Source organism: Acetobacter oeni, assembly GCF_011516825.1.
Classification (GTDB): Bacteria; Pseudomonadota; Alphaproteobacteria; order Acetobacterales; family Acetobacteraceae; genus Acetobacter; species Acetobacter oeni.
In genome coordinates this window covers 120,401-134,866 of sequence record NZ_WOTA01000009.1, presented here as the reverse complement: position 1 = coordinate 134,866, position 14,466 = coordinate 120,401, and the positions used below count along the sequence as shown (strand labels likewise).

11 protein-coding genes, 1 tRNA gene and 1 pseudogene are annotated in these 14,466 nt (G+C 56.3%); 7 read left to right on the top strand and 6 right to left on the bottom strand.

The features are described from left to right. Both GOB90_RS08170 and GOB90_RS08165 read left to right on the top strand, forming a co-directional pair. Positions 1-100 (top strand): annotated as a pseudogene (locus GOB90_RS08170) (IS5/IS1182 family transposase); the annotation flags it as partial. Positions 101-216: 116 nt separating this feature from the next. Next, complete coding sequence (locus GOB90_RS08165; protein ID WP_173571997.1) at positions 217-381, top strand: hypothetical protein; 165 nt, start codon at positions 217-219, stop codon at positions 379-381. A 157-nt stretch (positions 382-538) separates the two neighbouring features. Here GOB90_RS08165 and GOB90_RS08160 read toward each other — a convergent pair whose 3' ends face one another. Together GOB90_RS08160 and GOB90_RS08155 are read right to left on the bottom strand one after the other, a co-directional pair. Beyond that, positions 539-1,660, bottom strand: a complete 1,122-nt coding sequence (locus GOB90_RS08160) for an AI-2E family transporter (RefSeq protein WP_373322102.1) — start codon at positions 1,658-1,660, stop codon at positions 539-541. A 917-nt stretch (positions 1,661-2,577) separates the two neighbouring features. Beyond that, the gene (locus tag GOB90_RS08155) at positions 2,578-3,180 is read right to left on the bottom strand and encodes an NUDIX domain-containing protein (RefSeq protein ID WP_261766013.1); all 603 of its coding nucleotides are present in this window, start codon (positions 3,178-3,180) and stop codon (positions 2,578-2,580) included. 300 nt (positions 3,181-3,480) lie between these two features. Between GOB90_RS08155 and GOB90_RS08150 the strand changes: the two genes are divergently transcribed. The 4 genes from GOB90_RS08150 to GOB90_RS08135 all read left to right on the top strand — a co-directional run bounded on the left by GOB90_RS08150 (position 3,481) and on the right by GOB90_RS08135 (position 6,636). Then, positions 3,481-4,689 carry an MFS transporter gene (locus GOB90_RS08150; protein ID WP_146891781.1) on the top strand — a complete coding sequence of 403 codons (1,209 nt, stop codon included), beginning with the start codon at positions 3,481-3,483 and terminating at the stop codon, positions 4,687-4,689. A 138-nt stretch (positions 4,690-4,827) separates the two neighbouring features. Continuing rightward, positions 4,828-5,421, top strand: coding sequence for an LOG family protein (locus GOB90_RS08145; protein WP_146891784.1), 594 nt, complete (start codon positions 4,828-4,830; stop codon positions 5,419-5,421). Positions 5,422-5,525: 104 nt separating this feature from the next. Next, positions 5,526-5,602 (top strand) — tRNA-Pro (locus tag GOB90_RS08140). A 323-nt stretch (positions 5,603-5,925) separates the two neighbouring features. After that, a complete protein-coding gene (locus GOB90_RS08135) occupies positions 5,926-6,636 on the top strand; it encodes a carbohydrate-binding module family 14 protein (protein ID WP_146891787.1) in 711 nt (236 codons plus the stop codon). 45 nt (positions 6,637-6,681) lie between these two features. On the opposite strand, the gene GOB90_RS08130 is transcribed toward GOB90_RS08135, so the two are convergent. The 4 genes from GOB90_RS08130 to GOB90_RS08115 form a co-directional block, all read right to left on the bottom strand. Then, positions 6,682-7,296: a transglycosylase SLT domain-containing protein gene (locus GOB90_RS08130; RefSeq protein ID WP_242011881.1), complete on the bottom strand. Its 615-nt coding sequence runs from the start codon at positions 7,294-7,296 to the stop codon at positions 6,682-6,684. 184 nt (positions 7,297-7,480) lie between these two features. Continuing rightward, positions 7,481-9,718, bottom strand: a complete 2,238-nt coding sequence (locus GOB90_RS08125) for a TonB-dependent receptor (protein WP_146891790.1) — start codon at positions 9,716-9,718, stop codon at positions 7,481-7,483. Positions 9,719-10,027: 309 nt separating this feature from the next. Beyond that, a complete protein-coding gene (locus GOB90_RS08120; protein WP_146891793.1) occupies positions 10,028-10,750 on the bottom strand; it encodes a pyridoxine 5'-phosphate synthase in 723 nt (240 codons plus the stop codon). A 474-nt stretch (positions 10,751-11,224) separates the two neighbouring features. Further along, entirely contained in the window at positions 11,225-13,321 is a 2,097-nt protein-coding gene (locus tag GOB90_RS08115; protein WP_146891796.1) for an FUSC family protein, read from the bottom strand. A gap of 376 nt (positions 13,322-13,697) precedes the next feature. Between GOB90_RS08115 and GOB90_RS08110 the strand changes: the two genes are divergently transcribed. Further along, a complete protein-coding gene (locus tag GOB90_RS08110) occupies positions 13,698-14,282 on the top strand; it encodes a TetR/AcrR family transcriptional regulator (RefSeq protein WP_146891799.1) in 585 nt (194 codons plus the stop codon). Positions 14,283-14,466 lie beyond the last annotated feature (184 nt).

Below are 14,466 nucleotides of genomic sequence, written 5' to 3'. Positions count from 1 at the left end.
AGACTGGCGACGTGTCGCAACACGATATGATCGCTGCGCTCATACACTCATGTCTGCAATCCATATCGCAGCAAGCTTCATCTTCTGGCTCAAAGAATGAGTCCTGAGCCTAATCATCTGGTGCCGGTCCGACACTCAACATTCCTGTTTTTCAGGAGGACGACTGATTGCGACACTGCATTTCGGCAAGGCAGCGCAGAAAGAGGCCGTTCTGGCGTGACGGCGTTCGGTACTGTGGGTATGGTGCGAGGTGGACGACGAAGTGACGGCGTATGCGAAAGCGCGGCGGCACGGGTACAGGCGCAGGAGGCTTTCGAGCAGAACCGGGCGGCGTTTACGGCAGCGACACAGCGGTATCGTAAGGGGCAACGGATTATCTGAATGTCGTTGCGACACAGGCTGCGTTGTTATCCAGCCAGTCAGTTCTGGCAGCGAATCAGACGAAAATCGAGACCACACTGACACGGACACTCTCCGGTTACTTATGACGGCTGATCACAGTACCTGGTTGCCAGAGGTTTTCCGTTTCTGAGACGCTTCAAAGATCATGCTCGTGTGGCGGATACATCGGATGCCGATGGTCCGGGGAAAGGTGCAGGTGTCCAGGACCGCCGATGATGTGCCCAATGGGAGTCAGGCTATCGACATGGTCGCAGACGATTTTGAGCACAGCCAGCATCGGGACAGAAAGAAAGGCGCCGGTGATGCCCCACATCCAGTCCCAGAACATCAGAGAACCCATGACCAGAACAGGATTTAACGTGAAACGTCTGGCAAGAAGCATAGGCGTGATGGTTTCACCTTCAAGCAGATGGATGCAGAGGTAGATCGTCGGGGCAGCGAGGGCATGCATGACGAACGGGAAAGTAAGCAGTCCGACAAAGAAATAGAGTACGATCCCGGTGAACGGGCCGATGATGGGAATGTAGTTCAGAGCAAAGGCGACAACACCCCAGAGAAGCGGGTTGGGTATACCTACGAGCCAGCACTGGATGAAGTTCGCGATCCCGACGAACATATTCATCATCGTGATCGTGGCCAGATAGACCGAGATATTGCGTTCGATTCTGGAAGCAATTTGTACTGCGCGGCGCTTGTCGTTGAAAGTAGGCATGATTTCAACGAAGCGGCGCAGAAGGCTGTCCCCCTGTGCAAGAAGAAAGAACAACATGATGAAGAAAGTGAAAAGCTGTCCCACAAATGCTCTCGTGCCGAGCAGAAGGGCTGAGCCGATAGGGGCTACACCCGCTGTGAGCGGGGCAAGCGGCGTCTGCGGTGCGTGATCGCCAGCCGCAACGCTGAGAAGATTCTGAACGCGGTAGTTGGTCGACTCGATCAGTTGCATGGGACCGCGCAAAATAGAGAGTTTGGCCTGAGCTGCAGCAATGTCCTGCGGGAGGCTTGCCAGCCAGCCAGCAGCAGGAACGGAGACAGCCATGCCGACAGCAACGACGAGACCAAACAAAGCGAGAATCAGCAGCAGGGCGACAATGGTTTTGGGCAGACGGAGCCAGTGCGTGACCAGCCTGACAGGCGAGACGAGCATCAGGTTGGTAACAACGGCCATTACCATCGGAAGAACGATTTCAGCGGCAATTCGAAGAGTATAGAAAACAGCAAGGATAGTAAGAATGAGCAGACAAACCTGGGAGATGCTCAATCTTGTGCGCCGAACAGCGTCATGCATACGAGCCTGTTGCTGTCGTTCAGCCTCAGCTTCGTCAACAGAACCATTAGCGCGCACGGAAGGTGGAGGTCTTTGTGCCGCGGCGGCAGGTCGGGGCACATTTTGCGCTGGCACGCAATCGGCTTCGGGGGTCGTCGCATGTCCCTGCATATCCCACCCGTTCCTCTGTGCCACCCTGCAGCCGGCCTCTGTGATCCTGCATGTTGTTGTAACGTGCCACTACAACGCAAGACCATCACGTTGCCTCTAACGTCTGGCCAGACACGATGACGTGGCCTGCGTTGTCAATTCAGGGCTGCTCTGTTGCCCGATGAGAGCCGATCTGACATTCGGGAAATGATTATATTAAATGAATTTTTGTGAATTTTCGGTGGTGCGAAATTATTCTCGAAGATATTTTGAAATACCCCGGCTTTCTGAGAACGGGACCAGAAATATAAGTATTTATTAATCGTGCCATTCAGCATCACCAGCGCGTTTTATATCTGCAATTCAATATACAGAAATCAGAATAAATTATTATTGCCATTATTTTTACCGTATCTATAATTCCTGAAGACAGCTCTTGGTAATGATTTTCATATAAGAAAATATCATGGACAGAAGCACCTCATCACCCGACAATATTATTGTTCAGGCATGGTGATTCATCAAACATGAACAATAAAAAACAGCTTTTGATTATAGAAATATTCCAATAAAATTTATTTATATAGGTCGATGAAGATCAATTATACAACTTCAGAATCCGCCGATATAAAAACATTACCACTCCGACTTTTAAGTGATGATGGAAAACCAGCTGCAATAAGAGTGGAAAATTTAGTCTGAATTAACCAGACGCCGGAAAATCCGATCTTCGCCATAATATCAGATGAATGATATGCAGATTATATTAACCCTTTTGCTTCGACTACAGAAAAAGCAGCAAGAGTTACCATGCAGGTAATTTCATTGTCGCGGATCATCTGTCTGACTTTTGAAAGCGGCAAGGTATAACTGGTAATGTCTTCTTCAGTGGCTTCCAGGGCATTTGGCCCCTGAACAAGGTCCGTGGCAAGGTAGATATGACCTCGTTGCGTTGAGTATCCGGCGCCCTGGTAAGTAATGCCGATATGCCGCATTTTTCCGGCAACGAGACCTGTTTCCTCCCGCAGTTCACCCATGGCGACATCATCGGGGCTGGCATCGGGACGGGTTTCCCACATGCCCATCGGCAGTTCCCACATGCGACGCTGAACCGGATAGCGAAACTGACGAATCAGAGTGACGGTTTTTTCGCCATTCTTTTCACCAACAGGAAGAATAACGACGAACTCTCCACGTTCGACGACCCCATACAATCCGCTCTGACCATTCGGGCGGCGGATAATGTCCTCACGAAGTTTTGTCCAGGGATTCTCATAAGCTATGCGGGTTGAAAGTGTGACATAGCCACCATCGTCAGGCTTATCCGTAATCTTTTCTTCTCCGGCCGCGTTTCGTTCTGTCACTGGGAATAGTTTCCTTTCGTTTTGTCTGTGTCTGAGCATTTTCATATAATTTTTCAACAGGCGACAGCCTGTCGGAATTCAGCCGGAACATGGATTTCTATGTTCCACTTTGTCGAAAAAGAGTCTGCTATATAATGATCTGTGTTCCTTGCCGGATTTCAAATACATGCCCCTCAGACATATTGTCCCGGGTCAGGACCAGATTTCCCATTTTATCGCTGATTCATATGACGTGCCTGATGGCAGGCAAAGGAACATACGCTATCACCTCACGACATAAGGCCGCGGGAGTAGTATCGCATGACTGAGATATCCAGGCGGATATCTGAAACGACTTCTTCCGCCACGTTACGCATTCTCCCGATCGTTTTATTTAATCTTGTCTGCTACATTGTCATCGGCCTTGAGATGGCGGTTGTGCCGCTGTTTGTGCACCGCGTGCTGGGATACGGAACAGTTCTGGCCGGTTTCGCAGTTTCGGCGCAATATCTCGCAACCCTGGCCACACGGACCTGGGCCGGAAACAGAATCGACACGACAGGCGCCCGGGGTGTGGTTGTTACTGGTCTGCTGGTTGGCGGCCTGTCCAGCCTTTTGCTGGTTGCGGCAGCACAGACGACAACGATTCCACTGCTCTCGTTGCTGTTGGTGCTGTCCGGACGATTTCTGCTGGGCTTCAGTGAGAGCTGGGTCGCCGTGGGTGTCATTATCTGGAACATTTATCGTGCCGGTGCGGAGCGGACTGCTCTGGTTATTTCGCTGAACGGGGTAACGTCCTATGGCGGCATTGCCCTGGGCGCGCCGGTTGCTACAATGATTTTTTCGTATAGCGGTCTCATGGGGGGGCTGACAGGGGTCGGACTACTGGCAAGTGTGATCATGCTGGCCTGCGTTCCCCTGGCAGTCCGGCATGAGACCACGCAGCCGGCACCAAAGGCTAAAGCGCCGTCTTTTATGGAAGTTATCCATGCGGTGATGCCGTTCGGGGTGGCTCTGGCAGCCGGGTCAGTCGGGTTCGGAGCCATTGCATCCTGTCTGGCTCTGTATTTCGATGCAGAGCAATGGAGCGGTGCGGCGACGGCTCTGGCGTTATTCGGCATTCTGTTTGTGATGACACGATTTTTCTTCTCCCACATGATCGGGCGCATTGGTGGGGCCAGAGTGGCGATGATCTCGATGGCGACAGAGGCGCTGGGCTTGTTCACCCTTGCCTGGGGGCACACACCGCTGATGGCCAATCTGGGCGCGGCCCTGACGGGCGTCGGGTTTTCACTGGTGTTTCCAGCGCTCGGTGTCGAAGCCGTAGGACGGCTGGGACCAGCCAATCGAGGCGCTGCCCTTGGTGGGTTTTCAGTGTTTCTGGATCTGGCAATCGGTGTATCGGGTCCGGGACTGGGGATGATTATTCCGCTCTGGGGTTTTCCCATGCTGTTTATCGTTGCAGCTCTGTTTTCCGTTCTGGGTGTGGCACTGAGTTTTATTCTGAAGCCAAAAAGAAAGATGGCCTGAAACTATTTTTTGCCGAACTGCCACGGGTTGGCGGAATGGTACGGACCTGTATCATGACTGAGAGCCTGTGCAGGTGTGTGCTGAAACACGTGCCGTAACGGTTTGTTCTTAATTTTATCAGAATGAGGTCGTTCATTCATGTCTGCCCGCATCGCATCTGTCGCCGTTTTCTGCGGCTCCCGTTTTGGTAGTTTGCCAGCATATCGCGAGGCGGCGGAGAGCATGGGTGCAGGGCTGGCTCAGGCCGGCATTCATCTGATTTACGGCGGCGGCTATGTCGGTCTGATGGGGGCCGTTGCTGATGCCGCCATTGAGGCGGGTGGTAAGGTGACGGGCATCATTCCTGAGTTTCTTGAAGCTCGTGAGGTTATGCACAGAGGCATCACGGAACTGGTTGTCACTAAATCGATGCATACCCGTAAGCAGCGCATGTTTACGGATGCAGATGCATTTGCCATTCTGCCCGGCGGTTTCGGGACGTTCGACGAAATGATGGAAATCATTACGTGGAAACAGCTGCAACTTCACTCCAAGCCGATTCTGATCGTCAATGTAGCGAATTGGGCAGACCCGGCGATTGCAATGCTGGATGCGGCAGTCTCACAGGGTTTTGCCTCACCGGAAGCACGGATGCTGGTAAAGATCATGCCAGATGTACCGTCGGCGCTTGCTGAACTGGCCGGAATGAAGCGGAGTAGCCGGGAAACAGCGAGTTCAGTTGCTCATCTCTGACACCGGCATAAAGAAACTCAAAGCAGTTGATGGAATGACCGTGATTTTCCTGCTTTCACCCTCTTGCAGTGCTGTACGATGGGCGGTATTAGCCTCCAGCCCATCGGAGTGTAGCTCAGCCTGGTAGAGCACTGTGTTCGGGTCGCAGGGGCCGGAGGTTCGAATCCTCTCACTCCGACCATGAGATCTAATTCTGCTTTTAGCAGCCGCCGCATTAGCGCCGTCTTATATAAGCTTTTGTAATACGCGCGGCAGGCATGTCTGTTTGCCCTATGTTGTTACGCAACAGGACAAACTGCCCTTTTCCAGGCACTATTTAGTCATAAGCAGGTGATGTACCCGCTTCAGGGTGATGTTTGTCGTATCCGTCACCATATGACGTGTTGGGTGTAGGGGGGGCTGTCCGTAGTATGAACAGCCCATATTATCCCTACTGATGTGTCACCTGACAGCAATCCCCTTTCCGGGCTTACTGCCAAGAATTTTGGCTTCGGGAGAAGCGCTATGAAAACGAACCGTTTTAAGCTGTTTTCCACTGTGCTGGCTGTAATGCTGGCTCTTGATGTTGCTGCACCAGCCTTCGCGCATGGTGGCGGAGGAGGCGGTGGTGGTGGCCACGGCGGCGGGGGATTCGGCGGCGGCGGGGGGGGATTTCGCGGCGGTGGCGGTGGATTTAGGGGCGGCGGACCGGGAGGTGGCTTCGGCGGTGGTGGATTTCGCGGCGGAGGATGGGGCGGTCGTGGCTGGGGTGGCGGTTATGGCGGCGGATGGGGTTGGGGTGGCCCCGGCTGGGGATGGGGCGGTTATCCCGGCTACTATGGCTGGGGTGGCTACCCTTACTGGGGCGGTTACGGCGGATGGGGTTGGGGTTGGGGTTGGGGGGCGCCTTTCGCTTTCGGCTCTTTGCTTGGGCTGGCTGCCGGTGCTGCTGTAGGGTCATCCTATGGAGAGGATGGATATTCTCAGGGTTATGGTGGGTATGCGCAGCCGTATGGCGCATATACGCAAGGATATTCTCAGCCAGCGCCGGGCTATTATCCACAGAATTATTACCCGCAAACTGCTTATCCGCAGAACTACTATCCTCAGCAACAGACTTATCCTGTCGGAGCTGGTGGCTACGTTCCAAATCCGGCGATGCAGCGGAACAATGTGGTGACGTGCTCCGCCGGGCTGTATTTCAATCGGCTAACGCAGAGTTGCGATCACCCATGATCTGATGACCAGCTGGCCGACGTGACCCCGCAGTGGGAAATTCGGTCAGCCGGTAATTCGATGAGAGCGATGCCGGGGGGCTGATCGTTGGGGCGTAGCCAGAGACAGTGGCTGGCTCAAAGGTATCACCGGATTACTTTCGTAATTTCTGAAAACTTCTGACGCATAACGAGCACCCTGCGTGGTGGCGGCATGGTAATGCGCAACAGCAGTGTGCCAGTTCCCGGTCAGGCTATGCAGATGGCGAAGAAGCTGCCCTGCGGCGACACCGTTGATCAGAGGATCGAAGCCGCTTGCCACAGAAGAGAAAGCATCCGGGTGCCAGCCAAGATTGATCTGGAAGCATCCAACATCAAGATGAGGCCGGGCTCCAAAGACTCTGGAACGCAGCATAGTCTGAACGGCGTCCACCGCGAGATCCATGCGGGCAAACTGAACAGGAGTGCCATTGACATTGACTGCGAATGGATGATTGCCGCTTTCCACATAGCCGACCGAGGCAAGCAGACCTTGCGGGATGTCGAGCGCATGCTCGACAATGGCGGCGGCCTGCTCGCAGTTCATGCCGGTATCGGCTTTTGCCGAAGTCATGCAGGTTGCTATCAGACCAGAAACTGTCCCTGACAGGATGATCAGGACAAAGCGGGAAAATCGACCCATATGGTCTTGGTTAGCGCGGTTTTGTTAGGAGCGCGTTAAAAAGCACCCCGCTTTTTCTGTGAGTTCGCCGTTGTTTCGACTGAAAGAATAGGATTCAGTTATATCTGTCCGAGCCCGGATACTGCGCTCCGGGAACCGAAGGCAAATGAACTAAACAGCCCTTCTCTTACCCGGATTGTCGTTTTCAGAAATCCATTGTGGCCGAGAATTTAAATGTCCGGGGAAGTCCCTCGACGAGGTAGCCATTGAAAGACGAAGCCCAGAAGCGGGAGTTGGCGAGGTTGTCGACGCCGAAGCGGAGGGTCATAGGCTTATGTGCAACCGGGAACGTGTAACGGGCGGCGAGATCAAACCGGGTCCAGACCGGGAGATGCATGGTATTGGCGGTATTGACCCACTGCTTGCCGGTGTTGACGACGCGCCCAACCACGGTGGCGCCCTTCAGGAAAGGAAGGTCGTATTCGAGATTTCCGTTAACAGTGTAATTAGGAATTCCGATTGCGGTATGCCCGTTATCGGTCCCTCCCTCGGTGTGGCGAAGAGACGCATCAATGAGGGTCATGCCACCGTTAAACCGGAGGCCTCGGATGATTTCACCGTTGACTGAAAGTTCCATGCCCCGGTTCCGCTGGAGCCCGTTTTCCCGGTAAATCAGTTCACCGCTGTTTCCGTAGGCTTCCGCGTACGCGTCGGGCTGAGATATCTGGTAGAAAGCGAGTGTCGTGGTGAAGCGACCGATATCATATTTAGCGCCGATTTCGTACTGCGTGCTGCGGTAGGGTGCGAAAACCTGTCCGGTATTTACGACATTTGCGCCGGTTGCAGTTGGCCCCTGCGCAAGACCTTCGATGCGGTTGAAATAGATCGCAGTGTGACGCGTCGGATGGATGACGAGGCCCAGGACGGGTGTGATGGCACCCTTGTCGTAATGCGATCCGAGACCGCCGCCGGAATAATAATTGTAGCTGTCCGTGAGAATATCCTGATAACGGAATCCGGCGGTCAGGGCGATGCGATCATGCCAGAAGGTCATCGTGTCGGAGAAAAACAGGCTGTAGAGCTTTGTCCAGCTTGAACGGGTCGGGTGGCGGACGTTGCCTCCGGAGTAAGTCTCATCGGGAGAGGCGTATTGCGGGGTGTTGTAAAGATTCGTGCTCAGGTCGGTCGTAGACATTGAATAGGCTGTGTCTGCTTCTTCCCACAGAGCGGAGCCGCCGGCGTTGACTTCGTGATGGACGGGACCGGTATCGAAATGAGCGCGCACACCGGCCCGGGTGCTTTCATTCATCTGATTGTAGGGGACGTACATCGCGCCCGCCGTGCCGGCACCAGTCTGAGCATCTGTGACGGTGACCGTGGAGTAGTTGCCTTTTTCCTGGCCGCTCAGCGCGCCGAACGCGCCGTAAGCAGTGATATTTTTGCTGAAATCGTGCTCGATATTGAGCATACCGAACAGATAGTTCAGGTTGTTATAGGCCCATCTCTGGCTGAAATTGTGTGACGGGGCGGCAGCCCGGGGAACGGTTGTGGTCTCGAGGAAGACGCCTCCGCGGCCGCCATAGACGGCCTGATTCTGGTAATCCATATCCAGAGAGATACGGGTTTTGTCATCGTGCCAGTCGAAATCGCCTCCGACTGCGGCATCATGACGATATTCGTGGTCAATGGACGTTTCACCGTCCATCCCGGCGGCGTTAAGGCGGAATCCGTATGCCTTGTCCGTACCGAAGCGGCGGCTGACATCAAGCGCACCGCCGCCCTGCCCGCTGCTGGTGTAATCGGCGGTCAGGCGGTTCAGCGGATCATTTTCAGCGTGTTTGAACATCAGGTTGATGTTGCCGCCGATCGCGGTGCCGCTCGGAGCGGCACCATTGAGAAAGGCACTGGCGCCGTTGAGAACCTGAACCTGGTCATAGAGCTGCGGCGAGACGAGCTGACGCGGGGTGATGCCATACAGCCCGTTTATGGCGACGTCGTCACCATCCACGGGAAAGCCACGAATGACGAACATTTCCGCGAAGTTGCCGTAGCCGAGCGTGGTGCGGACTGAAGGGTCGTTTTCCAGCACTTCTCCCAGAGTCTGTGACTGCTGGTTAAGAATCATGCTTGAATTGTAACTACGAACATTGAAGGGCACATCAAGGCCCTTTTTGTTACCAAGCGCGCCGAGCTGACCACCGCTGGTGACTTCCATGCGGTTCTGGCGGGAAGCTTTGACGATGATATCCTCGCTCTGTCTGGCTTCCATGCCTGCCGGGGAAGCTTGCAGAGAGGCCGCTGGCTTTGTGCCGGTGACCGGGGGTTTTGATGAGGTGTTTGCCGGGGGTTTTCTGATGGCCGGAGCATCTGCGGCGAAGGCCTGATTCAGGCAGCAGGATGCAAGCAGCACCACGAGAACGGGGAATCTGCGGGAAACGGGCATGATAGCCGGAGTGAACCGAGGCAGGGACACGGATGGAGGCCTTCTGTAACCGGTGGAGATTTCGCATCAGCTGGAAGCGGGCTGACACGGCACCTGAGAGGATGAATCCAGGAGTCGGAAGAGACCGGGTTTCCGACTTTTTTAATGATAATAGTTCTCATTAACAGAGTCGGAAGCCGGTATGCCGCCGCCGCGCGCGAAATGCAAGAGGTCGTTCTTCCGGCTCTTGCAGTTCAGGCCTGTGGAAACGCGCTTCAGTCGCCTGGCTGCGCGATGAGGCAGGACTGTTGAGGTCAGGCAGGAGGTTTCTCAGGTGGCGCGGGCGGCGGCCATAAGGCGGCGCATTTCCTGCACGGTGGGAGCGAGGCCGTCGAAGATGGCCTGGCCGATGATGAAATGACCGATATTGAGTTCGGCAATTTCCGGTATTGCGGCAACGGGGGCGACGTTGCCGAAGCTGAGGCCGTGGCCGGCGTGGACTTCGAGACCGAGGGAGGCGGCCTGTGTTGCGGCGGTTTTCAGGCGGGCGAGTTCGCCATCGGCGCCATGGGCGTAAGCGCCGGTGTGGAGTTCGACGACGGCGGCCTGGATGGCGGCGGCGGCTTCGATCTGGAGCGGGTCGGGGTCGATGAAGAGAGACACGCGGATGCCTTTGCCGCTGAGGGCGCGGACGACGGGGCCGAGCCAGTCGGTCTGGCCCGCGACATCAAGGCCGCCTTCGGTTGTGACTTCCTCGCGGCGTTCGGGGACGATGCAGCAGGCGTGGGGGCGGAGGTCGCGGGCGATGGCGACCATTTCGTCGGTGGCGGCCATTTCCATATTCAGCGGCGCACGGATTTCGGCGCGGAGGCGGGCGAGGTCTTCGTCGCGGATGTGGCGGCGGTCTTCGCGGAGATGAGCGGTGATGCCATCGGCGCCGGCTCTGATGGCCAGGAGCGCGGCCTCGACGGGATCGGGGTTTAAGCCGCCACGGGCATTCCGGACGGTGGCGACGTGATCGATATTGACGCCGAGGCGCAGTGGGGCGGGCATGCGGACTCTCCTCCTGTGGCGTTCAGTTTAGCGCGGCCGGCGGGGTGGTGGGAATTGCAGAAGGATTTTTCCGGAAGGGGTGGGGGATGTTTGTTTGTGGATCACGGATTGTATCGGGACTGTGTGGCCCGGTGGCGGGACGCTGACCGGGCGGGTGGGGGGTGAGGCTGGATGCGGGGTGGCATGGGGGCGGCTCCGGGAATGGTGATCCGGGATTGGGCCTGTCTCCGCGGGTGGGCGGGGAGGTTTGTTTTGTGCGGGGGGTGTTGACGGGGTCCGGGGACGGCGCGGATTCCGGAATGTTGTGGAGAAATATGGTTTGGTTACGGAATGGTTTTTGAAGGGTGTGTGCAGGACGGCCCGGTGATGCATCCACCGGATTATCGTCTTCTCGCATTCCCTGAAACGCTCACTCATGATTTTCCGGACAGGCTTTCATGCCGGGTAGCAGAGCATTTTGCTTTTCAGGTCGCGTCATGACCGGAAATGATGCTGTTCCTGAAGAGAGTTGCTTTTTCCGAGTTCTCTGACCGCGATGGAAAGGCAGCCGATGATGTCGCTGATCTGAATACGCTGACCGGCTTCTTCCGACCGGGCTTCTGTCTGCCAGAGTGCATTTTCCGCGTCTGTCATCGCCCTGAGTTTTTCGTGGCTGGTCGTGGCGGCACTTTCCAGGATTTCGAAGAGGCGCGTGAGTTCTTTTCCGACGGAAGGTGGCAGAACTTTTTGTGTCAGCAGGAATTTTACGTAGAGCAGGTTCCGGCCGACGGTCATGAGGGAGAAGGCGTTGCTGAGCCAGGCGTCTGTCCGGGACGGGTCTCGTCCGGCATCGTGGGCGATGAGACGCTCCATCTCTTCGATGATTTCGCCGAGCCAGATCTGATCGGTCATTCTGCTGTGGCGGCGGACGATGCTTCGCAGGCCCTTTTCTATGATCGCCCGGAAATTCCGGTGAAACCGGACGAAACTGAAGGGGAACAGGTAACGGAAGACCAGCACGCCGAAACCGAGGCCGGCCAGCAGGGCCGTGGAACTGTTGAACCATTGCAGTTCATCGACCCGGAAATGGTTTTCCGGTTCCAGCATGTAGGGGAAAAAATTGACGAAAGACGCGCCCATGGCGGCGGTCGCCGGGTGGCGGTTGACCAGTCCGCCGATGAGCATGGGGATGCCCGCGGCAAAGCATAATAGCGGGTAATCCGATGTGACCGGCATGACGAAGAAAACCGGAATGACGGCGGCGATGACGGCCCAGACCGCGCCGAGGAAAAAGTTTTTACTGGCGATCACGGTATTGGAGAACGATGCGAAGCGGGCGCAGACCACGGACACGAACATGACGAACAGGGTGCCGGTGGGCCAGGCCGTGATTTCCCATATGAGGGCGGCGATGAGCACGGCGGCGAAGGAGCGGAGGCCGTTGGCGATGGCGGCGCGTCCGTGCGTCGGGCGGACGACGTGGAGAGAGTTGAGGACGTTTCTGTCGAGACCGGTGCCAGCGAAGCAGCGCAGCAGCAGCGTGAGTTCGGACAGCAGAAGGGCGATGCCCTGCAGAACGATACGGTCATCGACGACGGTACGCTGATCCGCCGATCTGTTTTCGAGGCTTGCCGTTTGTTCGATTGCGATTTCGCAGACGCGGAGCAGGTCGCCGGCGCGGGTGCAGAGCCCGGTCACGCCGGCGTTGGAATCGAGAAATCGCGGCATGGTGTCGAGGAAGTCAGCGAATGCGGATACGACGGGCTGCGCGAAGCGGCCGTTTTTCTGTCCGGAGAGGGCGAGACGGGTTTGCATCCCGAGGCCTCGGGACATGAACTTTGCCGCCTGCCCCAGAGTCGCCCGGGCGGAGGCGACCATGGGTCCGGAATGGCCTGTTTCGATGGCGCTGAATTCTATCCGGTCATTGAGGGTCATGACGCGGGAAAAGGTGTTGCAGAGATCCCGTTCCGGCGGCGGGTGAGAAATGAGGACATCCCGGACGACCGCGGCGGTGCCTTCGATGATGTCCTGAAGGTTGCGACGGACGGCGGCTCTGGCCCTGCCGGCGACGGACGGCTCGCAAATGAGGGCGACGGTCATTTCGCAGGCGACACCGAGGAGGACGTAGGTGCTTCGGGCTATAGAGATGCTGAAGACCTGATCCGGCGCGTCGATGGCGGACACGGAGATAATCGCGCAGGTAAAGCCCATCAGCACAAATGTGTAGCTGCGGTAATTGTGGCACAGTGTTCCGAGGCCGGCGCAGAGGCCGATCCAGCCTGCGAGCAGCGGGAAGAACAGCCATGGCTGTTGTGGCGCAACTGACACGAGCACGATTGCCGCCACGGCCCCGGCCAGGGTTCCGACGACCCGCCAGTGGGCTTTGGACAGGCTTTCTCCGATGGTGCTCTGCGCGACGATCCAGACGGTCATGGCGGCCCACTGGGGCTGGCCGAGTTCCATCCACATGGCGATGCTCAGGGCGACCAGGCTGGTGATGGTGGTTCTGAGCGAGAAGATCAGATCCGGGACGGAGGGGGCGAAAAGCCAGTTCCATCTTTTCAGGTTCTGTCGTGCTGACTTCTCAGTCACAGAGGCTGTTTTTCATCCCTTGCGGACACCGGCGGCCCGTTACGTTGTCTCTGCTGCTGGCTGGGGTGCTTTATCAGTGCGGCAGGGGGGATGCCAGATGTAAAGTTTTTGGGTTGTGGAGAAAAGCTCGGGGGGCTGAGGGTTGGGAGAATTTGTTTTGTGAGGGGCGAATCTGGGGGTAAGCGGACGAGCGGGGAAGTCGAGCGCTTTCGATCCCTGAACCAACATCAAGGAAGGGGATCTGCGTTCCACAAAACAGAAACGGCGAGATGTGTTGCCAGGCTGGTGATCGGGGTCACCGCCATGTAACAGGTATTGAGTTGACACAATCGCGCCTCAATGACACACATATGCCATAACTACGTATGTGTGTCACATGCTGCGCGACGAATATGCCGCCCAAACCCGGCAACGCATTATCGAAAACTTCATCGCTCTCCTTGAAGAGAGTGAGGACAATGCCGTTTCCACGTCTGCTCTTGCCAAAAAAGCAGGCGTTTCGTTGCGGACGGTTTACCGGCATTTTCCGTCACGGGATGATCTTCTTGGCGCCACTGCCGAATGGCTGAATACGGAGATATTCGGACTGGTCTCCGGTGACGACACGCAAGATCTTGTAAAAGGCTTCCGGACAGCCGCCGAGAAGTTCGACAGTCGGCCAACGCTCGCGCGCATCCTTGCCCTCACACGCGTCGGGCGCTCGATGCGAAGCACGTTTCGTAATGATCTGGCGCTTCAAAGACGTAGACTATTATGGCGCGATGCACCGGGCATATCAGAATCTGACCGGCTCAAGGCCGAGGCTGTTCTAGCCTGCCTGGATAATGTTCTTTCCTGGCTTACGCTCAGCGAAGAATTTGGCATGGACGGAAAAGACATCGGAACAGCCATCGGCTGGGCGATGGAACTGGTCCTGCGGGAGACGCGCCGGGGAAGCCGGGCCAACAGGGATCGATCGTGATGGCTGATCGTCGGCGCTGGCGGCTTGTTATGCTCGGTTTTGGTGCCCCATTTGCGGCGATCATTTTTGTCGCGCCGTTCCTTAGTCGGCTGCCATTGTCTGTTTTCGGAATTCCCATTGTCTTCATCTGGATATTTGCATGGTTTCCGCTGACTTCACTCTGTCTGTGGCTGTGTGAGCGGCA